This window comes from Nocardiopsis sp. YSL2 (assembly GCF_030555055.1).
Lineage (GTDB): Bacteria > Actinomycetota > Actinomycetes > Streptosporangiales > Streptosporangiaceae > Nocardiopsis.
On record NZ_JAMOAO010000001.1, the window covers coordinates 4,082,672 to 4,103,188 of the forward strand.

Annotated in this window: 16 protein-coding genes; 8 read left to right on the forward strand and 8 right to left on the reverse strand. The window is 72.6% G+C overall.

Features of this window, described 5'->3' with window-relative positions; translation table 11 throughout:
- Positions 1-87: 87 nt before the first annotated feature.
- Positions 88-1,443: an ABC transporter substrate-binding protein gene (locus M1P99_RS18155; RefSeq protein WP_304453791.1), complete on the reverse strand. Its 1,356-nt coding sequence runs from the start codon at positions 1,441-1,443 to the stop codon at positions 88-90.
- A 324-nt stretch (positions 1,444-1,767) separates the two neighbouring features.
- Between M1P99_RS18155 and M1P99_RS18160 the strand changes: the two genes are divergently transcribed.
- Both M1P99_RS18160 and M1P99_RS18165 read left to right on the forward strand, forming a co-directional pair.
- The gene (locus M1P99_RS18160; RefSeq protein ID WP_304453792.1) at positions 1,768-2,859 is read left to right on the forward strand and encodes a Gfo/Idh/MocA family oxidoreductase; all 1,092 of its coding nucleotides are present in this window, start codon (positions 1,768-1,770) and stop codon (positions 2,857-2,859) included.
- A gap of 187 nt (positions 2,860-3,046) precedes the next feature.
- The gene (locus M1P99_RS18165) at positions 3,047-4,408 is read left to right on the forward strand and encodes a four-carbon acid sugar kinase family protein (RefSeq protein ID WP_304453793.1); all 1,362 of its coding nucleotides are present in this window, start codon (positions 3,047-3,049) and stop codon (positions 4,406-4,408) included.
- Positions 4,409-4,485: 77 nt separating this feature from the next.
- Here the strand turns inward: M1P99_RS18165 and M1P99_RS18170 are convergent, their stop codons facing one another.
- The 5 genes from M1P99_RS18170 to M1P99_RS18190 form a co-directional block, all read right to left on the reverse strand.
- The gene (locus M1P99_RS18170; RefSeq protein ID WP_304453794.1) at positions 4,486-5,385 is read right to left on the reverse strand and encodes an alpha/beta fold hydrolase; all 900 of its coding nucleotides are present in this window, start codon (positions 5,383-5,385) and stop codon (positions 4,486-4,488) included.
- A 125-nt stretch (positions 5,386-5,510) separates the two neighbouring features.
- The gene (locus tag M1P99_RS18175) at positions 5,511-5,930 is read right to left on the reverse strand and encodes a DUF4873 domain-containing protein (protein WP_304453795.1); all 420 of its coding nucleotides are present in this window, start codon (positions 5,928-5,930) and stop codon (positions 5,511-5,513) included.
- Between the two features lie 54 nt (positions 5,931-5,984).
- Positions 5,985-7,487, reverse strand: coding sequence for an NAD(P)/FAD-dependent oxidoreductase (locus M1P99_RS18180; protein ID WP_304453796.1), 1,503 nt, complete (start codon positions 7,485-7,487; stop codon positions 5,985-5,987).
- 372 nt (positions 7,488-7,859) lie between these two features.
- On the reverse strand, positions 7,860-8,774 hold the full coding sequence (locus M1P99_RS18185; RefSeq protein WP_304453797.1) for a diiron oxygenase: 915 nt from the start codon (positions 8,772-8,774) through the stop codon (positions 7,860-7,862).
- Positions 8,775-8,789: 15 nt separating this feature from the next.
- Entirely contained in the window at positions 8,790-9,644 is an 855-nt protein-coding gene (locus M1P99_RS18190) for an SDR family oxidoreductase (protein WP_304453798.1), read from the reverse strand.
- Positions 9,645-9,760: 116 nt separating this feature from the next.
- Between M1P99_RS18190 and M1P99_RS18195 the strand changes: the two genes are divergently transcribed.
- The gene (locus M1P99_RS18195; protein WP_304453799.1) at positions 9,761-10,546 is read left to right on the forward strand and encodes a MerR family transcriptional regulator; all 786 of its coding nucleotides are present in this window, start codon (positions 9,761-9,763) and stop codon (positions 10,544-10,546) included.
- Positions 10,547-10,804: 258 nt separating this feature from the next.
- Here M1P99_RS18195 and M1P99_RS18200 read toward each other — a convergent pair whose 3' ends face one another.
- Complete coding sequence (locus tag M1P99_RS18200; RefSeq protein ID WP_304455744.1) at positions 10,805-12,643, reverse strand: GMC oxidoreductase; 1,839 nt, start codon at positions 12,641-12,643, stop codon at positions 10,805-10,807.
- Positions 12,644-12,878: 235 nt separating this feature from the next.
- On the opposite strand from M1P99_RS18200, the gene M1P99_RS18205 reads away from it, so the two are divergent.
- Positions 12,879-13,526, forward strand: a complete 648-nt coding sequence (locus tag M1P99_RS18205; protein WP_304453800.1) for a DUF6230 family protein — start codon at positions 12,879-12,881, stop codon at positions 13,524-13,526.
- Between the two features lie 4 nt (positions 13,527-13,530).
- Positions 13,531-14,823 carry a DUF6114 domain-containing protein gene (locus M1P99_RS18210; protein WP_304453801.1) on the forward strand — a complete coding sequence of 431 codons (1,293 nt, stop codon included), beginning with the start codon at positions 13,531-13,533 and terminating at the stop codon, positions 14,821-14,823.
- A gap of 120 nt (positions 14,824-14,943) precedes the next feature.
- On the opposite strand, the gene M1P99_RS18215 is transcribed toward M1P99_RS18210, so the two are convergent.
- A complete protein-coding gene (locus M1P99_RS18215; RefSeq protein ID WP_304453802.1) occupies positions 14,944-16,755 on the reverse strand; it encodes a UvrD-helicase domain-containing protein in 1,812 nt (603 codons plus the stop codon).
- 791 nt (positions 16,756-17,546) lie between these two features.
- Here M1P99_RS18215 and M1P99_RS18220 point away from each other — a divergent pair.
- From M1P99_RS18220 to M1P99_RS18230, 3 genes are all read left to right on the forward strand, one after another.
- Positions 17,547-18,158, forward strand: a complete 612-nt coding sequence (locus M1P99_RS18220) for a DUF1707 domain-containing protein (RefSeq protein WP_304453803.1) — start codon at positions 17,547-17,549, stop codon at positions 18,156-18,158.
- A 171-nt stretch (positions 18,159-18,329) separates the two neighbouring features.
- The gene (locus M1P99_RS18225) at positions 18,330-18,935 is read left to right on the forward strand and encodes a vancomycin high temperature exclusion protein (protein ID WP_304453804.1); all 606 of its coding nucleotides are present in this window, start codon (positions 18,330-18,332) and stop codon (positions 18,933-18,935) included.
- 103 nt (positions 18,936-19,038) lie between these two features.
- Complete coding sequence (locus M1P99_RS18230; RefSeq protein WP_304453805.1) at positions 19,039-20,496, forward strand: hypothetical protein; 1,458 nt, start codon at positions 19,039-19,041, stop codon at positions 20,494-20,496.
- Positions 20,497-20,517: the final 21 nt, after the last annotated feature.

Genomic DNA, 20,517 nt, shown 5'->3' on the forward strand with positions numbered 1-20,517 from the left:
ACGGGCGGGCCCGCCGACACCGGACAACACCGGCCTCCCGGCGCCCCGATCACGCGGTCGTGCGGGCGGGGGCGCCGGGAGCGGGGGCTACCAGGCCGACTCGATGCCCTCCAGCACCTCGTCGGTCGAGCTGCCCGTCACCCAGTCGACCATCCCGCCCCAGAACACGTTGGTGCCGATGGACGAGGGCATGGCGTCGCTGCCGTCGAAGTGGAAGACGGTGTCCGGGTTGTTGAGCACCTCGGCCGCGAACTGGTCGGTGGGGTCGGCCAGGTTGGCCGGGTCCAGCTCCTGGTGCGCCGAGACCCAGGCGCCCTCGGAGGCGCGGCTGTCGGCGTACATGGCCGTGGACAGGTACTCGTGGACCGCGACGACCTCGGGCCGGTCGGCGAAGGGCACCGCGAACTCGCCGCCGCCCATGACCGGGACCTCGCCGCCCTCTTCCAGCGGGGGCAGGACGAAGCCGTAGACGTCGCCGTCCTCGGCGATCTCGACGTCCTCCTCGAACTGGGCGCCGTAGAACGAGCCCATCAGGTACATGGCGCAGCCGCCGTCGAGCAGGGGCAGGCCGGCCTCCTGGAAGGAGGTGACGGCGATGCTGTCGGTTCCGCCGAAGGTGCCGTTGACGTAGTCCTCGTTGCGGATGATCCCGTCGGTGAGGTCGAAGGCCTCCTCGACCTCGGGGGAGTCGAAGGCGATGTCGTGGGAGATCCAGTCGTGGTACACGTCGGTGCCCGAGGTGCGCAGCAGCGCGTTCTCGATCCAGTCGGTGCCGGGCCAGCCGGTGGCGTCACCGGACTCGAAGCCCACGCACCAGGGCTTGGTGCCGTCCGCGGCGATGGTGTCGCTGAGCTCGACCATCTCGTCCCAGGTCGTGGGGACCTCGTGGCCGTTGTCGGCGAAGTACGTCGGGGAGTACCAGACCATCGACTTCATGTTGGCGCCGTAGGGGGAGCCGTACATCTCCCCGTCGACGCTGGCGTAGCCCTGCCAGTCCTCGCCCCATCCGGCTTCGACGTTCTCGCGCACGCCGTCGGAGACGGGCAGGGCGTGACCGTCCTCGACCACCCGCTGCAGGAGGCCGGGCTGGGGGATCAGCGCCAGGTCGGGGGCGTTGCCGCCGTCGAGCCGGATGGGCAGCTGGGCCTCGAACTCGCCGCTGCCCTCGTGCTCGATGGTGATGCCCGTGCACGCGGCGAAGTCGGCCCAGGAGCGGTCCATCCGCTCGGCCTCCTCGTCGCGGATCGAGGAGTAGATGTCGACGGTGCCGCCGATGTCCTCCCACTCGGCGTAGGGGGAGCAGTCCACGTCCGCGGTGTCCGTGCCGCCGCTGGAGCCGCCTTCCCCGCTGAGGTAGCCGCAACCCGACGCGAGGAGGGCGAGACCGCTCGCCGCCGCGACCATCGCGTGACGGGTGGGTGTCCGGTCGTTCGTTCTTCCCATGGAGGCCCTTTCATCGCTCGCCCGGCCAAGATTCAGGCGCGAGTTCGGACGTGGGGTGTGACCCACGTCATCCATTGTGAAGATGAAAGTCTGATTTCCGCTCAATGTCCAGAGTTTCTGCAATATCTTGCGTAACGATACGAAAACTTGCAGGCATCGGCGGCAGAACACCGCCGGTAGGCCCGGTGGGGCGGGCCGTCGGTCCGTCCCACCGCCGTGCCGACCCTGCCGCCGCACGAGGCCGCGGCCCGGCCGTCCGCACGGCCGGCGCCGGCCGAGGGAGCGTGGAACCGGCCCTGCGACGCAGGTCGTAGGTTGGGGCACATGGCTGACGCATCGCACCGCCCTGACCTGGGCGCACCCGACGGACCGGAACTGCACGTCGCCCTGGTGGGCTACGGCAAGGGCGGCGAGGTCTTCCACGCCCCGCTCATCGACGCGGTCCCCGGACTGCGACTGGCGGCGATCGTCACGGGCAACCCGGAGCGCCGTGCCGCGGCGGAGGCCCGCTACCCGGGAGTGACCGTCTACGCCACCGCGGCCGACCTGTGGGCCGACGCCGACCGCTACGAGATCGCCGTCATCACCACCCCCAACGACACCCACGCCCCTCTGGCCAGGGCCGCGCTGGACTCCGGTCTGGCGGTGGTCGTGGACAAGCCGTTCGCGCTCACCGCGGACGAGGCGCGGGACCTGACCGACCACGCCGAACGCGCCGGCCAGGTGCTCACCGTGTACCAGAACCGCCGTTGGGACGCCGACTTCCTGACCCTGTGGGGCCTGATCGAGGAGGGCGCCCTGGGGCGGGTGCACCGCTTCGAGTCGCGGTTCGAGCGCTGGCGTCCCCGGGCCAAGGGCACCTGGCGGGAGAGCGGCGCGGTCAGCGCCGGCGCGGGGATCCTCTACGACCTGGGGCCGCACCTCATCGACCAGGCGATCAACCTGTTCGGTCCCGTGGAGTCCGTCTACGCCGAGATCGACTCCCGGCGCACCGGCGCGAACGCCGACGACGACGTGTTCCTGGCACTCGCGCACCGCCGCGGAGCCCGCTCGCACCTGTGGATGAGCGCGCTCGCCGCCCAGGTCGGCCCGCGCTTCCACGTCCTGGGCGACCAGGGCGCGTTCACCAGCCACGGCATGGACGGGCAGGAGGAACGCCTGGTCGCGGGCGAGCGCCCGGACGCCGATGACTGGGGCGTGCTGCCGGAGGCCTCCTGGGGCGTGCTCGGGGCCGACGGCGACACCCGCCCGGTGCCCAGCGCGCGCGGCGCCTACCCCGAGTTCTACGCCGGCGTACGCGACGCCGTGGGCGAGGGCGAGCCGCTGCCCGTCGACCCCCACGAGGTGATCCACGGGCTGGAGGTCATCGAGGCGGCGATGCGCGGCGCCGAGAGCGGAACGGTGCAGAAGCTCTAGTACCGCCCTGAGGGGTTCACCCCTCCCATCGCCCGCCACCGCCCCTCGGACGGCCCCTCGGACGGCCCCTCGGCCGGCCCCCGCGGGCCGGTTCGCCGTGCTCCGGGCACACTCGTAGCCTTCCTTTGGGCCTATGTTGGAGGGAGGTTACTCCAGCGTTTCGCCGACCGACCGAAGGAGACGTGCCGTGGCCCAGGTCCTCGTGGTGGCAGACGACCTCACCGGCGCCAACGCCACCGGTGCCAGGTTCGCCCGGACCGGGATGCGCGTGGCCACGGTGACGCCCGAGCACGTCAGCAGAGTGGCCGACGACTACGACGTGGTCGTCGCCAACCTCGACAGCCGCCACGTCCCCGCCGAACAGGCCGCCGACCTGGTCACCGACGTCATCGAGGCCGTCTGGCCGGTGGGGCTGGTCGTCAAGCGCACCGACAGCACGCTGCGCGGCAACATCGGGGCGGAACTGGAGGCGGCCTATGACGCCGTGCGGGAACGGGTGCCCGCCGAGACCCGGGTCCGCGTCCTGTTCGTCCCCGCCTTCCCCGGGTCCGGCCGCATCACCGAGGACGGCGTACAGCTCCTGCACGGCAGGCCCCTGGAGCACACCGAACTCGCACAGGACCCCCTCTGCCCCATGTCCACCAGCGTGGTCGCCGACATCCTCGCCGAGCAGACCGCCCTCGCTGTCCGGCACGTCCCCGTCCGACAAGTCACCCAGACCATGCTCACCGCCGAACTCCTGGCGGGGGACGAGCCGGTCGTGGTGTGCGACGCCAGCACCGAGCAGCACCTGACCGACATCGCCGACGCCGCGGCCGCGGCCCATCACGAGGACGGCACCGTCTGGCTCGCCGTGGACCCCGGTCCCACCGGTGCGCTGCTGGCCTACGCCCTGCGCCTGCGCGGTCAGGCCGGATCGCGCGGGCCGCTGCTGGGAGTGGCGGGCAGCACCACCGACCTGACCCGGCGCCAGCTGGCCACCGTGGCCCGGACCGGCGCCGTGCGGTTCGTCGACCTGGACGCGGTGCTGCTGAGCGACCCCGACAGCGACCACGCCGAGACCGTGGCCGCCGAACTGGCCCACCAGCTCACGTCATCGGGCTTCCCGGACTTCTGCGTACTGCGGGTGGTGACCACGTCCGAGCGCGTGCGCGCGCTGCCCGCCCAGACCCGTGCCGAGCTGCCCGGCAAGGTGGCGAGCCTGGTCGCCGACGTGGTCAACGAGGTCGCCGACACCACGGGCACCCACGCCCTGCCCAGCGGCCTCTTCCTCACCGGCGGGGACCTGGTCGCCAGCCTGCTGGACGAACTGGACGTGCACGCCGTGGACATCGGTGGCGAGGTCGTGCCGCTCGCCGTCCACGGGCACGTCGGCGGCGGGCCGCTGGACGGCACCCCGATCGTGGCCAAGGGCGGGCTGGTCGGCGACGACATCACGCTGGTGGAGTGCCTGGCCAAGTTGCGCCGCGCGGTGCAGACGCGACTGCACCAGGTGCACTCGGAGGTCTCCGAGCACGTGGTTCCCACGCTGTTGCGCGACCCCGCCTGAGCCGCGGTCCGCCCGGGAGCCGGACCCCGGGCTCGGCGGGTTCCCGGCGCGCTCCGGCCTGCCCGCCCGACGGCGGGTCAGGCCCCCGCCAGCTCGGCCTTGAGGTGGTCGACGGCCAGGCGCTCCAGGTGCCCGGCGAGGACCTCGGGGCACTCCAGCGGTCCCATGTGGGCGACCCCGGGGACCTCGATCGCCGGCTCGGCGTTCGGGATGGTTTCGGCCATGTGGTGGGCGTGCCACGGCGGGGTGAACTTGTCCTGCGCACCCGCCACGACCACGGTCGGGGCCGTGATCCGCCGGGCCGCGTCGTCCAGCTCCAGAGCGGAGAGGACGCTGCCCCACCGGGCACGGGGTACGGTCGGGCAGTCGTGGACGAGCCTGGCGCACAGCCGCACCGTCTGCGGGTCGGCCGCGCCGCCCAGCACGATGAATCTCAGCAGCTGGGCCGTGACCGGGTTGGCCGGGCCCAGGGGCAGGGCCGCGGTCAGGAACAGCCTCGACCCCAGGGTGCCCAGCGGGCCGGGCAGCGGGATGGCGGTCGACCGCTTCACCAGCTCCGTGCAACCGGTGTTGGTGAGCAGGACGGCGGCCGCGCGCTCGGCGAACGCCGCACGGGGCCCGGACGCCATGACCGACATCCCACCCATGCTGTGCCCGGCCACGACCGCCTTGCCGCCTTCGGGCACGGTGGCCTCCAGGACCGCGCACAGATCGTCCGCCAGCTTCTCCGTGCCGTACCCGGCCCGGGTCAGGGGTGCCTGGCTGCGTCCGTGCCCGCGCTGGTCGTACATCACCACGCGCAGCGCGGGGTCGAGCGCGCGTACGACCGGTCCCCACGCGGCCAGTGACGTCGCCCAGCAGTGGGACAGCAGGACGGTCGGGCCGTCCTCGGGGCCGCGTACCTCGACGTGCAGCAGTGTGCCGTCGGCGGACGGGACCTGGAGCTCGCGGGCCCGGCCCAGGTGTCGGGTTGCCATCGCAGAAGACCTCTCACTCGGGGGTTGGGGGCGGGGGGTGGTGGCGTCCGGCGCCGGGCGCGATCGGGGCGGCGCGGAGCGGCGGGCGGCCGGGGGCGGGGCGGCGGTCGCAACCGCGGCCGCGGTCAGTCGTCGATCTCGATCCGGGGGACGGCGAAGGGCGGGGTGCCGGCACCCCGGACGGGGTGTCCGCCCCAGAGGTTGGGGTCGTCCAGGACACCGTTGCCCTCGAAGCCGTCGGGGGTGCGGACCAGGACGGTGCGCACGCCGTCCTCGAAGGCGGCGGTGACCGCCTCGGACGGCGACAGCCGTCCCCGCCACCGGTAGTCGCCGGTCAGGGGCGAGAAGTGGCCCGCCAGGTGCGCCTGGACCTCGACCGGCACGGGTGCGGCCGGGGCGGCGCTCTCCGTGCCCTCCGCGCCCTCCGCGACACCGCCGGTCCCGGGCGGGCCACCGCCGGAGTCCCCGGAACCCCCGGTGTCGCCGGGCAGGACGACCGTCACCGGTCCCCGGTACTCCTCTTCGTCGTCGCCGAACCCGCTCATGTGCTCCTCCTCAGACTCCTGCGGACCGCCCGACGCCTTCGGTGCGTTCCGCCCTCAACGGACGCCCGCGGCGCGGCGGCTCTTGCGGAGGTCGTAGTTGTGGGGGTCGAACCAGCGGGTCCGCAGCGCGTAGTCCCAGGTGAAGGTGGGCCACAGTGTGGTGTTGCGCCCCTCCTCGTTCAGGTACCAGCTGTCGCAGCCGCCGGACACCCACACGGTGCCCTCCATGGACTCGGCGATCTTCTCGTTGTACGCGCGCTGGGCCTCGGGCCGGGCGTCCAGCCGGTCCATCCGGTTGCGGCACACGTACTTCAGGGCCTGCATCGTGTACCGGATCTGGGCCTCGATCATGAACACCTGGGAGGTGTGCCCCAGACCGGTGTTGGGCCCGGCCAGGATGAACGCGTTGGGGAACCCGGCCACGGTGGTGCCGCGGAAGGCCTGCGCGGTCGTGCCCCAGTGCTCGGCGAGGGAGACGCCGTCGGCGTCGTGGATGCGCTGGGCCACCGGCGGGTCGCTCACGTGGAAGCCGGTGCCCATGATGATCGTGTCGACCCCGTGCTCGGTCTCGCGGCCCTCGGCGTCGCGGGTGACGACGGCGTTCGGGCGGACCTCGACGATGCCGTCGGTGACCACGTCGACGTTGGGGCGGGCCAGCGCCGGGTAGTAGTCGTTGGACATCAGGATGCGCTTGCAGCCCGCGCGGAAGTCCGGGGTGAGCTTGGCGCGCAGCTCCGGGTCCTTGACGCTGCGGTGGATGTTGGCCCGGCCGAGCCGCTCCACGACCTTGAGCAGGCCCGGGTGCTTCGCGAAGCCGAGGATGTAGCTCTCCCGGCCCCAGTAGATGCCCTTGCGGGCGACCTGCTGGGCGAGGGGGATGTTCCGGTACAGCCAGCGCTCCGCGCGCGTGATGTCGCGGTCGTGGCGGAACATCACCCAGGGCGCGGTGCGCTGGAAGAGCTTCAGCGCGCCCACCTCGGGCTGGATCCTCGGTACGAACTGGATGGCCGACGCTCCCGTACCGATGACCGCGACGCGGCGCCCGGTGAGGTCGTGGCCGTGGTCCCATTCCGCGGAGTGGAAGATCCGTCCCTCGAAGGTGTCCAGCCCCTTGATGTCGGGGTAGGAGGGGTCGGCCAGGGGGCCGGCGCCACTGATGAGGAACTGCGCGGTGACCGTGCCCGCGGTCGTCTCGATCCGCCACCGGTTGCGGTCGGGCTCCCAGTGCGCGGCGGTGACGTCGTGGCCGTAGCGCACGTGCCGGTCGACGCCGTGCTCGCGGGCGACCCGCTTCATGTACTCCCAGATCTCCGGTTGCGGGGAGAAGGAGCGGCTCCAGCCGGGGTTGGGCGCGAAGGAGAACGAGTACAGGTGCGAGGGGACGTCGCACGCGGCACCGGGGTAGTCGTTGTCCCGCCAGGTGCCGCCGAGGTCGTGGGCCCGCTCCAGGACGGTGAAGTCCGCCAGCCCCGCCTGCCGGAGCCGGACCGCCATGCCGATACCGGCGAAGCCGGTGCCGATGACGGCCACTCTGTAGTGCGGTGGTGCGTCGGTCAAGTTCAGGTCCCTTCGTGCGAACCGGCGATCGGGCACCGGTGCGGGTGAGACCCCGGGGGACGTGGCGCGTTCCGTCCCCCGGGGAGTGGGACCCCGGGGGACGTGGCGCGTTGCGTCCCCCGGGGAGCGAGACCTCGGGATGGAGTACTGCGCCGTAGGCGTCAGTCGAGGGTGTCCCACCTCGCCGCGGCGCGGCCTTGGGCGGTGGTGGGAGACGGGCGGGCGCGTACGCCCCCGAGGGGTGAGGCCCCCCGAAGACGTGGCGCGTTTCGTCTCCGGGGGAGTTCGTGCGGAGCCGGCGCGGAGGCCGGTCCGGGGTGGTGGCGCGCCGGTGCGGTGCCCGGGGCGCGGGAGGAGCGCCCCGGGGCGGCGTCAGCGGCCGAGCAGTCCGGCCTTGCGCCAGAAGTACCGTCCCAGGCCGGTGATCGCGTCGGCGGTGCTCAGCGTCCCGACCACCTTGCGGGCGGCCCAGGTCTTGGTGTCGATCCAGTGGGGGTTGGCCTTGGCCACGCGGTAGGCCTCCTTGGGGTCGAGGCCGACCTGCGCGTAGACCTTCGGGTTGATCAGCCGGGTCGCCGAGTAGTAGGTGACCAGCCCGAGGATGATCCGGCTGTAGGCCCGGTTGATGGGGCCGCGGCCGGCCCAGTCGCGGGCGAACTCCTCGCGGGCGTAGCGCATGTGCCGGGCCTCCTCCACCACGTGGATACGGGCCACGGAGCGCACCAGCGGCAGGATCTGCTCGTCCGGCACGGCCTCGCGCTGGATCTGGTCGAGGACCTCCTCGACGAACAGGGCCCCGGCGAAGATCAGCGGACCGTGCGCGATGGTCTTGAACAGGCGCCCGAGGTGGTGGGCGGCCGGGTCGAGCTTGTGCGCGTGCGACCCGAGCTTCTCGATCATCTTGGCGAACATGACCGTGTGCCGGCACTCGTCGGCGATCTCGGTGTAGGCGTACTGGACGTGGTTGGTGGTCGGGTCGTGGTCGTAGGCGTGGCGGACCAGCATCTGCATCAGGATCGTCTCGAACCAGATGCCGATGGTGGCGACGCTGGCGACCTCCAGGCGGGAGAGCTCCTTGCGCTGGGCGTCGTCGAGGCGGTCCCACAGGTAGGTGCCGTAGAGGGACACGCGCTCGGGGCGGATGGCCCACATGTCGGGGTCGACGGGGGCGTCCCAGTCGATCTCGACGAGGGGGTCGAAGGAGGCCTTCGCCGAGCCGCGCAGCAGGCGCTTGGCGATGTCCTCGCGGTCGGTGAGCTTGGGCTTGGCCGTGGTCTGGACGGTCATCTGTTCCTCTCCTCCTCAGGACGCGGCGGGCCGCTGGACGGTGCCGCGGTGCCGCTCGTGGAGTCCCTGGGCGATCTCCGCGTCGCCGAAGGCCCCGTCCGCGAGGAGCAGGCCGACCTGGAGCGACACGATCTGTTCGGTGGTGCCCGGGAAGTGCCGGGTCAGGTGGAGCGCGACCGTGCCGAGGGCGGTGGAGGCCACGTCACGGGGGGCGCGCCTGGCGCCCGCCGCCCGGACCACGCTCATCACGGTGTCGCGCTCGCGTTCGGCGGGCACGAGGCCGTCCAGCGCGACGCCCGTGGCACGGGAGCTGTCGTGGATGGGGGTGTCGACGTAGCCGGGGTAAACGGTGGTGACCCCGATGTGGGAGCCGTACTCGGCCCGCAGGCAGTCGGCGTAGGCGGCGACGGCCCGCTTGGACACGGTGTAGGCGCCGGCGAAGGGCAGTTGGAGGTGGGCCAGCAGCGACGAGGTGAGGACGATACGGCCCCGGCTGTTGAGCAGGGCGGGCATCGCGGCGGCGGTGACCCGCCAGGAGCCGAGGAGGTTGACCTCCAGGGCCTGGTGCGCGTGGACGTCGGGCTCGCCGCCGACGTCCACGGCCGGGCCGACCCCGGCGTAGTGGATCAGCAGGTCCAGGGTCCCGCCGAGCCGGTCGACCGCCTCGGCCACCGCCGCGCGCACCTGGGCGTCGTCGGTGATGTCGCATTCGACGACACCGGGGGCGGCCTTGCGGTCGATACCGACGACGTTCACGCCGAGGTGGCGGAGGACGGCCACGGTGGCGCTGCCGAAGGCGCCGGACGCGCCGGTGACGATGGCGTTCTGGCCGGGCAGGCGCCGCAGGTGGCGCGGCAGGGGGGTCGTCATGTGATCTCCTCCACAGTCATTGCCGGAACGTTACAACGAGCATTGTCACAATGCAATGGGCTGTCGTCGGAAATTTACTGACGAGTAGCGTCCGGCGGGGTCTCTAGTCTTGGTCCATGGCCGAATACCGCATTGACGAACTCGCCCGGCTCGCGGACACGACTGTGCGCAACGTGCGGGTGTACCAGGACAGAGGTCTGCTGGCGCCGCCGCGCCGTCAGGGGCGCGTGGGGATCTACTCAGAGGCACATCTGGCGCGTCTTCGGCTGATCGGCCAGCTGCTGCGTCGCGGCTACACCTTCGCCAACATCGGTGAGATGTTCCAGGTGTGGGAGCGCGGCGGCGACCTCTCCGAGATCCTCGGCTTCGAGTCCGCGATAGGGGACGCCTGGACCGACGAGATCGCCGACTACATCACACTGGGGGACCTGCGCGAGCTCTTCGGCAAGGGGGTGACGCCCAGGACCATAAAGCGTTCCCTGGACCTCGGTGTGCTCGAACGCGACGGCCTGCGCTTCCGGGTACCCAGCCCGCGCCTGCTGCACGCCGGGGTCGAGCTGGTGCGCCTGGGCATGAGCGTCGACTCGGTGCTCGACATCGCCGAGAACCTGCGCGACAAGGTCGGGCACGTCGCCGAGCACATGGTCCGCCTCGTGGCCGACCACATCATCGCCGAGCACGCTCCGGGCACGGTCGTCCGGAGCGACGAGACGGCCGAGATCGCCGAACTCATCCGCCGGGTGCGCCCCCTCGCGCAGCAGGCGGTGGACGCCGTCCTGGCCCAGGCGATGGCCGACCACCTCAACGACGTCATGGGAGAGCACTTCGCGCAGGCGATGGAGCACCTGCGCGGTGAGAAGGACCTCCAGCGGGGAGCCGGCGGCCTACCGGGCTCGCCCTGAGGCCCACGTACACGCACCCCGCTGGAGGGCCCGAACACTGTTCGGGCCCTCCCACCCGTCACCCACCATCGCCCCCGGGGGTCGCTTCGCGGCGGTGTGGGGGCTTCCGCCCTCAACGGACGCCTGCGGCGGGGCCCCTTTTTCCCGTCACCCACCATCGCCCCCGGGGGTCGCTTCGCGGCGGTGTGGGGGCTTCCGCCCTCAACGGACGCCTGCGGCGGGGCCCTTCCTGTGCGTCCGGCGCTGCCGGACGCCTCCTCAGGAGTCCTGTGGGGCGGCGGGCGGGTTCCCGGTGTCGGCCGCGGGCTCGACCACCGACAGCGGCAGCGGCGTCGTGTGGCGCAGTTCGGCGAAGGAGCCCGCCGGTACCGCGGGCGCGTGCGGGAACACCGGCCGGACCCGCTCGTACCCGGCGCCCTGGGCGGGGCGGGTGTCCGGCTCGCCCTTGTTGGGCCACATCGACATCGCGCGCTCCGCCTGCGCGGTGATCGTCAGCGACGGGTTGACCCCCAGATTCGCGGTGACCGCCGAACCGTCCACCACGTGCAGGTCCGGGTACCCGTAGAGCCGGTGATAGGGATCGATGACGCCCTGCCGCGCGCTGTCCCCGATCGGGCAGCCGCCCAGGAAGTGCGCGGTCATGGGGATGTTGAAGACGTCGCCCCAGGTGCCCCCGGGATGGCCGTCGATGCGCTCGGCCAGCCGGGTGGCCGCCTCCTGGCCCGCCGGGATCCACGTCGGGTTGGGGTCGCCGTGGCCCTGCCGGGAGGTGAGCCTCGCGCGGCCGCCGAGGAGTCCGCGCCTGACCGACGTGGTCAGCGAGTTGTCCAGCGACTGCATCACCAGTCCGATGATGACGCGCTCGGACCAGCGGCGGTTGGAGAAGCTGCGTGCGAACACCGCGGGGTGGCGCAGGGCCAGGCCGAGGAAGCGCAGCCAGCGGGGGACCTTCCCACCGCCGGGCACCTGCATCGCGGTGAGCAGCCCCATCGCGTTGGAGCCCTTGCCGTAGCGGACCGGCTCGATGTGGGTGTTCGCGTCGGGGTGGATGGAGGACGTGATCGCCACGCCCCGGGTGAGGTCCTCCGGCGGCGGGACCTGCTTGCTCATCGCGCCGACGAGTGCCTCGGAGTTGGTGCGCGTGAGCGTGCCGAGCCGCTCCGACAGCCGCGGCAGCAGACCCGAGTCGCGCATGCGGTGCAGCAGCGTCTGGGTGTTGTAGGTGCCCGCGGCCACGACGACCTGGCGGGCGGTGAACGTGCGGGCGTTCTCGCGGCGGCGCGGGGCGTCGGTGCGGACGGTGTCGACGGCGTAGCCGCCGCCGGGCAGTTCGCGCAGGCGCTCGACACTGGTCAGGGGGTGGACCTCGGCGCCGTCGCGCTCGGCGAAGTACAGGTAGTTCTCGGTCAGCGTGTTCTTGGCGCCGTGGCGGCAGCCGGTCATGCACTCACCGCACTCGGTGCACGCCTTCCGCTCCGGTCCGGCTCCGCCGAAGTAGGGGTCGCCGACGGTCTCGCCGGGAGCGGCCTTGGTGCCGTCGCCGTCCTGTCCGTCCCCGAAGCACACGCCGACCGGGGTGAGCCGGAACGTGTCGCCGACCCCCATGTCCTCGGCGACGGACCTCAGGTGCTCGTCGGAGGGGGTGACGGTGGGATTGGTGCGCACGCCGAGCATGCGCCGCGCCTGGTCGTAGAAGGGGGCGAGTTCGGACTTCCAGTCGGTGATGTGCCGCCACTGGGGGTCGTCGAAGAAGGGGTCCATCGGGTGGTACAGCGTGTTGGCGTAGTTGAGGGAACCGCCGCCGACGCCCGCGCCCGCGAGGATCATGACGTCCCGGAGCAGGTGGATGCGCTGAATGCCGTACATGCCGAGCTGAGGCGCCCACAGGAAGTTGCGGAGATCCCAGGAGGTGGAGGGGAGGGTGTCGGGGGTGAAGCGGCGGCCGGCCTCCAGGACGCCGACGCGGTAGCCCTTCTCCGTGAGGCGAAGGGCGCTGACGGAGCCGCCGAAGCCGGAGCCGACCACGATCACGTCGTAGTCGAACCGGTCGTCGTCGTGCTCGGCCGGAACGGGGTCCGGGGCGGTGGGGGTGCCGATGCGCTCGTTGGCCACGGTGTGGTCTCTCTCCTGGTCAGATGCGGGGAGCCCGTACTGCGCCGGATACGAGTCCGCAATATTCACGCTGTCATCTGGAAATGCGACATTGACTATTGTAATGTTCGTCACTACCGCCGAGTAAGGTGTGTCACAAGTAACACACGAGGCGTGCATCGGCGCAAGTCAACTCCCCCCTCGCCGCACCCCCATCAGCGGCGGAACACTGGAGGTACTCATGCCCAAGGCCCCCGACGAGGCGCTCACACCGCCTGAGGACGCGCCTGAGCAGAACACGGGCGCCGCCGGCACGCGGTGGCGCAGGTTCGCCCTGGTCGCGGTCCCCGGACTCGCGGCCGCGGCCGTCCTGGGCGGCATGACCACCCAGGGTCTGCTGGCCGCGTCCTTCGCCGTCTCCGGCGACAACTTCAAGATGTCGGCCGACGAGCTCGTCGGCGACGGTTTCTCGCAGTACGGCGACGTCGCCAACTCGGTCGACGGCTCCGCACGCCCGATCGGGCTGTCCACGGTCAACAGCGCCGAGCTGGACAACCTGTGCATGTCCTCCCTGTGGGACCTGCCGATCGGCGAGGCCACGCTGGTCATCAACGCCGGCGAGAGCACCCCGGTCGAGGGCACCAACCTCGTCATCGACATCGAACAGCTCCAGGGCAACGCCGAGTTCAGCGCGATCGAGATCGGCCGCGACGCCAGCACCCTGGACAAGGCCGAAGGCGGCCAGGGCCCCGCGGGCGGCTTCGGCCTGCAGTCGGACAGCATCACCGTGACCGACATGGAGATGACCACGTGGGCGGTCACGTCCGGCTCGCTGCGCCTGTCCGGGCTGAGCCTGGTGGTCAAACCCGGCAACCACGAGTGCTTCTGATCCCATGGCCCACGCACTCACCCTGATCCGCGCCTGGTGGGGCCGGTTCCGCACGTGGCGGAGCCGGCGACCGTTCCTGGGCGGATTCCTCCTGCTGGCGGCCGGCGTCGAGATCCTGGTGGCGCCGGCCGCGCAGACCCTGGTCCTGCCGATCGACCTGATCATCTACTCCGGCATCGCCGGGATCTCCGGCGGCCTCATCGGCCTGCTGCTGATCGCGATCGGCGTGCTGAGCTGGTTCCAGCCCGCGCAGAACAGCTTCTTCGGGCTGGTCGGCCTGCTGCTGGCACTGGTGTCCTTCGTGACCTCCAACTTCGGTGGGTTCGTCATCGGGATGCTGCTCGGCATCATCGGGGGGGCTTTCGTGTTCGCGTGGGGTCCCCGGTCGGCGGCCCGCTCCCGCCGCCGGGGACGGAGGCGGGCCGACCCGCCCGCCGACGAGGACGAGGCGGTCCGCCGCCCGGGCCCGGACTCCGTGGCGGCCGTGGCCGCCCCGCTGGCCCTGGCGCTGCTCCTGGCCGCGGCACCCGCGACGACCATCGGCTGGCCGTGGGACTGGTTCACACCCCCGGGCGGTGACGAGGAGCCCGCCGAGGAGCCCACCGAAGCACCTTCCGGGGGACCGACGCCCGAGCCGTCCGCCTCGCCCGGGGACGAGGAGGCGCCCGACGGCGGGGAACCGGACGCCGAGGAAGGAGAGGAAGGAGCCGAGGACGACGGGGTCGAGGAGACCGGCGAGCCGGAGGCCGAGGCGGCCGACTGCGCGCTGCTCACCGGCCAGAGCGCGCTCGCCGACACCGAGGAGGAGCTCCTGGACGCCGTCCGCGCCTGCCAGGCCGCGGACGACGAGGGCGAGCTGCCGGAGGTGCCGGTCGAAGCGGCCTACGACTGTTCCCGCGGTTCGGTCCGAACGTCCGGTCTGACCTCGGAGAGGCTCGTCATGAGCGGCGCCAGCTACGACGGGGTGGTGGAGTGCCCGACCGCCGACGGTCCGCGGCGCTACCTCAGGCTGACCATGAGCCGGGCCGACTTCACCGACGCCGAACTGTGGTTCGAGGACGCCGGCGTCCGGATGTCGCTGGGCCTGCCCACGATGGAGATGAACGGCGACGTCCAGATGCACATCACGCGCATGCACGTGCGCATCCTGGGCATTCCGCTGACGTTCACCCCCGACTTCCCGCCGCCGCTGCTGCTGCCGTACATGATCGTCACCGACGTGGACGTCGACAGCCCTCTGGCCTCCACCGACACCATGATCATCCCGGGCCTCAACTCCCAGCACGCGGGCACCTGACCCGAACCGGCCGCGCCCCGAACCGGCCGCGCCCCGAACCGGCCGCGCCCCGGACGGGCCGAGGCCCCGAGAACACGCGGTGGCGCCGCCCGCGGGCGGCGCCACCTCACCGACGGCCGGTCACCACTGTTCGGTGATCAGGCGGCTGGGCCGCCCCACGTGCGAGACGTACAGCGCGTCGCGGGCCCGGGTGCACGCCACGAACAGCAGGGTGCGCTCCTGCTGGACCGCGTGCTCCAGCGCGACCTGGTCGCCGTCGGCCGCCTCGATGGCCGCCTTGGGCGGCAGCAGGTGGTCGCTGACCCCGACCAGGGCCACGCAGCGGAACTCCTGGCCCTTGAGCCGGTGCAGGGTCCCCACGCGTACCGCCTCGGCCCGGCCGGCGCCCTCCAGCGGCGTGGTGGCCACGCCGCGCGCCTCCAGTTCCTTGGCGATCCCGCGCACGATCCAGTGGTTGCGTCCGGCCACCGCGATGTCGGCCGGACGTACGCCCGCCTCCAGCCACACCCGGACCCAGTCGCCCAGAGCGGTCAGTTCCTCGGCGCGGTCGGCGCAGCCGCGCACCACCGGCGCGGGCCCGCGCAGCAGTGAGCGGTAGCCGGCCAGGGTGTCGGCGTTGTCGTCCATGCCCAGGGCCGAGCGGCGGCCCAGGATCGGCATGCTCCAGTCCAGGATCTCCTGGGTGACCCGGTAGCTGACCCGCAGCCGGTGCCCGCGCCCGCGCACGTTGATGCCGAGCGAGGCCAGTGAGACCCGGTTGTCGGACACGCGCTGGTGCGGGTCGCCGACGATGAACAGGTCGTCCTCGCCCTCGGGGACGGCCGCCCGCAGCATCCGCCACTGGGCCGGGTGCAGGTCCTGCGCCTCGTCGACCACCGCGTGCCGGAACAGCGGGCCGTCGGCCGCCAGCAGCCGTGCGGCCTCGGCCGCCAGTTGCGGGTAGGCCCACAGCCCCTCCACCCGCATCGCTCCGACGTAGCGCCGCACGGTCTCCCACACCTGGCGGCGGTGCTCGGGCGCCAGGTGCTGTACCCGCCCGCTGCGCTCGCAGCGGATGTAGGCGGGCATCAGGTCCAGGCCCTGGGCGAGGATGACCTGCTCCCACTCGTCCACCAGGAAGCGCCCGGAGAAGGGCAGGCCGTCGGCGACGGCGACCGCGCGCCAGCGGCGGGCCAGCTCGTCCTTGCCGATCATGCGGGGCGCCACGCTGCTGTGGGCCTGGACGACCGACCGGGCGAGGCTGTCGATGGTCACCACGCGGACCCGGGAGCGGACGGCGGGATCGGGGAGGAGCCGGTCGAGCCGGTCGGCCAGGGACTGGGCGAGTGCCCGGTTGTAGGTGGTGAGCAGAACGGACTCGCGGGTGTCCGCCGGGTGCGCGGCGGCGTCGAGTTCGGCCAGGTGCGCGGCGCGGTGCAGAGCGATCACGGTCTTGCCGGTACCGGGTCCTCCGGTGATCTGCGTGGCCCCCTTGTAGTGCGCCCCGGTGATCCGGTGCTGGTCCGGGTGCAGGGTGAGCTGCCACTGGTCGAAGGGCGCGTCGAGGGCACCCGCGAGCTCGGGCGGGCCGGTGGGCGTGGGCGGGTCGACGCGGGCGGCGGTGCCGGTGTCGACGGGAGCGTCCGCGCGCAGGCCGCGGGCGTAGCGGAGCGCCTCGTCGCGCGGCCGTACGGTGATCAGGCGGTACTGGGTCCCGTCGGACGGCTCGGGCCGGTCCTCGGGTGCGCGGGGGGCGGGGACGACGACGCCGGACCAGTCGGGGTCGATGGCGACGACGCGGACGCGCGGATCCGCGGCGTCGGCGACGGATTCCAGGTCGGCGAGGTCGCCGGTCTGGTAGGCGCGCATCGCCGCGAGGGTGTTGAGCTGGACCTCGGGCGTGAGGCGGGAGAAGTCGTCGAGAAAGGTCGGGGTGATCGCGAGGGCGGACACGTCGTGGTTTCCTCCGGTCTTCGACCTGGTGGTGTCTGCGGTGCTGTGCGGTCGGAGCGGATGGTCGCGCGCGCGTAGCTGCTGGCCAGGCTTGGTTTCGCGTGCACGGTGAAGATGCTCGCTGGGTAATTCCGGCAAACGCCGTCACACAGGCGATGAACGCCAGAAATCAGGCTCGGGTCGAATGTTGCGTCTGTGCAGGTCAGGATGGTGATTCCGGAAGTGCGTTCGAGTCCTCTCGCGAAGATTCTTCGGGGCGGGTGCGGGGGTCTCCGTGACCTGCGGTTCTGTGGCCGACGCCGATGTCCGAAAGCGCATTAGGTGACTGCCCGAAATCCGGCCCCGCGCGCGGGAAGGCCAGTTCCGAGCGGGATCCATGGGACACCTGTGGCGCATCGTTCGCAGGGGACCGGAACGACCGAAACCCGTCCCGGGGTGCGGGGTGCGGGTCGGGCCGCGGCGGGGGAGGAGCGGGTGCCCTGGCCGGTTGCGGACACGGCCTGTGCAGGGGCGCCCCGACGCGAGATCGTGGGCGGGAGGGAACACGGCACCACAGTGGTTCAGGACTCTGCCGGGGTCCGTCCTGCCCCGGCAGAGTCCTCAACCACTCCAGAGGAGCGGTACCCAGTCCCGGACCTGCCCAAAGCGCCCCCGCCCCCCGAAACGTCGGTGGGGCCGGGCGTTCCGGCTTCGGTCTCGCCGCGACCGTCTCGACCCCATGCTCTACCGTGGGTGTGACAAGAGCGGAAAGGACCGGGACGAGCACAGTGGCCCCCAATGACATGAACCGCATGCGCGTTTCCGACGCGGAACGGGACCAGGTCGCCGAGATCCTCCGTGAGGCGGCCGCGGAGGGTCGGATCACCCTCGATGAGCTCGACGAGCGCCTGGACGGCACCTACGCGGCCAAGACCTACGCCGACCTCGAACCCCTCACCGCCGACCTGCCGGGCTGGTCCGTCGCCGGCACCGCCTCCGGCCCCCGGGCGTCGGTGGTCCGACCGGACCCGATCGCGGCGCCACGGCCCGCGGGCGGCGGCGTCCTCGTGCTCGACGCCATGGGCGGCACGATCAAGCGCAACGGCCGCTGGCAGGTGCCGCCCCGGGTGGAGGTCACCAACAAGTACGGGTCGACCAAGCTCGACTTCCGCGAGGCGGCCCTCACCGCGCCGGTCGTGGAGGTCTTCGTCGACGCCTCCTGGGGTGAGGCGGACCTGCTCCTTCCCGAGAACGCCACCGCCGAGGTCGACGTCGACAGCTCCTGGTTCGGCAGCCTGAAGGTCGACGTCGACACCATCCGCACTCCCGGCGCACCGCACTTCGTCGTCACCGGCACCTGCCAGGGCGGCGGCTTCAAGATCCGCTACCGTCGCGGGGCCTTCTGGGACATGTTCGACGTCTGACCGACGGGCCCGCCCGCCTGTGCCGCCGTGCCCGTGCCCGCCCCGCGGTCGCCCGCGCGTCCGCCCCCGTGCCCGCCGAGGGCGGATCCGGCCGCTCCCGCGGTAGGCCATGATGGTGTCCCGCGTGACCCCGTGCGGCCGAGTACGGGGCGTACGGAGAGGACGGCGGGTGTGGGCATCTGGATCGTCGCGGCGGGCGTCGGCGGCTGTGTACTGGCACTGGCCCCCTTCACCTGGCCCTACCTGGCCAGCGCCGGACGCCGCCGCCGTGTGGAGACCGTTCCCGCCCGGCCGGTGGCCGTCGTCCTGGGCGCCGCGGCCTGGCCGGAGGGCCCCTCGCCGCTGCTGGCCCGCCGCCTGGACCTGGCCGTGCGCCTGTACGGGGACGGCCGGGTCGGCCGCGTCATCGTCTCCGGCGACAACCGCGAGGTCTCACGGCGGGAGACCGACGTCATGACCGCCTATCTCGTCGAGCGCGGGGTGCCCGCCGACCGGATCGACGCCGACCGCCACGGCTACCGCACCTGGGACACCTGCGTGCGCGTGCGCGACCTGTTCGGGGTGCGCGCGGCCGTCATGGTCACCCAGTCCTTCCACCTGCCGCGCACGGTCGCCCTCGCCCGTGCCGCCGGGATCGACGCCGTCGGGGTGGGGGACGCCAGCCTGGGCGCGCGCCGCCGCTCCACCCTCATCGGCTACGCGCGCGAGCTCGGCGCCGCCCTCAAGGCGCTGCGCGACGTCGTCGCGCGTCCAGCGCCCGCCAGCACCGAGCGCTGAGCCCGCCCCGGCACCGGTTCCCGCGGGCCCGGTGACACGGCCGATGTCGGCTCCGGCGGTCGCGCGGGTGCGCCCGAACGGCCGTTGGCGGGATAATCGCCCCATGAACGCGACCACGGACAACGACTCCAACGACGGTGCCGACGGCGGCGCCGCCGCAGTGAACTGGACGGCGCTGGCCCCCGAGGGCGGTGAGCGCGTCCCCGAGCTGCTCGGGCAGCTCGCCGGCAGCGACGCCGCGCTCTCCGAACTCCACGACCTCATCGAGTTCCCCGCGCCCGGCCACCTGGCCGCGCCCGCGGCCGTGGACTTCCTCGTCGACATCGCCTGCGACGAGGAGACGCCGCCCACGGACCGCTGGCGGCCCCTCAGCCTCCTGCTCGAACTGGTGACCGCGCACGCCGAGGACCGCTTCCCGCAGCCGCGCGACCTCGACCAGTGGCGCGACGAGGTGGCCTGGGCGACCTCCAACGACATCGAGAAGGTCCGCGAGCAGTACCGGGCCTGGGCCGAGGAGGCGCCCGACGAACAGCACTACCTGCGCATGCGCAACCGTCTCACGGCCATCGAGGGTCCCGCGGGCACCGCGGTGCTGCGGGCCGAGCTGGAGACCTTCGAGGCCGTGTGCGCACGCGTGCCCGACCTGGTCGGGCTGCTCAAGGGCGCGGTGAACCGGCGCGGCCTGGACCGCGCGGGCGAGTGGGTGAGCTACCTGCTGGCCTTCCTGGCCCCCGAGGCCGCGCGTGTCAGCGCCGAGATCACCGGCGCGTCCCAGTTCCTGCTGGCCAAGGACCTGCGTCCGGCGCCGCAGGCGCCGACCTCCCTGCGCGACGCCATGGCCGGGGCGCTGGACGACGGCGGCGATCCGCTGCCCGCCGAGATCTTCGCCCTGGGCCTGACCGCCAGCCCCCACGACGTCGACACGACCGTCGCCCTCACCCACCAGATGGCCGGCGGCAACCTGTACAACTCCTTCGCCGCGTCGGTCGCCGTGGTGCTGATCCACGGTGAGAACACCCCGCGCGAGGGGCTCCGGCGTATCGGGCGCGGCGGCGGCACCTCCATGGGCTACGAGGGCCTGTTCAACGAGTCCTGGCCCCACTGCGGCGTCCGGTCGCCGCGGGTGCTGGGCTTCCTGGCGCTCGGCCGCGCCGGGGACCGGGCCCGGCGGCTGCGCCTGGACATCCTGCCCGGTTTGCTCCAGGGCGAGGACGACTCGCGCGCGCTCGTGACCGGCGTCGGTCTGGAGATGGTGCTCGGCCCGCGTTCCAAGGGGTACTCCGAGGAGGAGCACGCCAACGCCGAGTACGACGAGGACACGCTCAAGGTCCTGTGGGCGATCGCCGAACTGCCGGAACCGGCGTGGTCGGACGAGGAGTTCACCGACACCCTGCGCGCCTGGGCGCTGCCGGGTGAGCGCGAGGAGTTCTGCGCCCTGGTCGGCGTGGACCCCGACGCGGAGGAGGCCGAGGACGCCCCCGCGCAGGCGCAGGCCCCGGCCGCACCCGAGATCGGCGGGCTGCTCGGGCGCCTGTTCGGCGGCGGTGGCGGGCGCCGCTGAGTCCGCCGGTGGCGGGCGCGC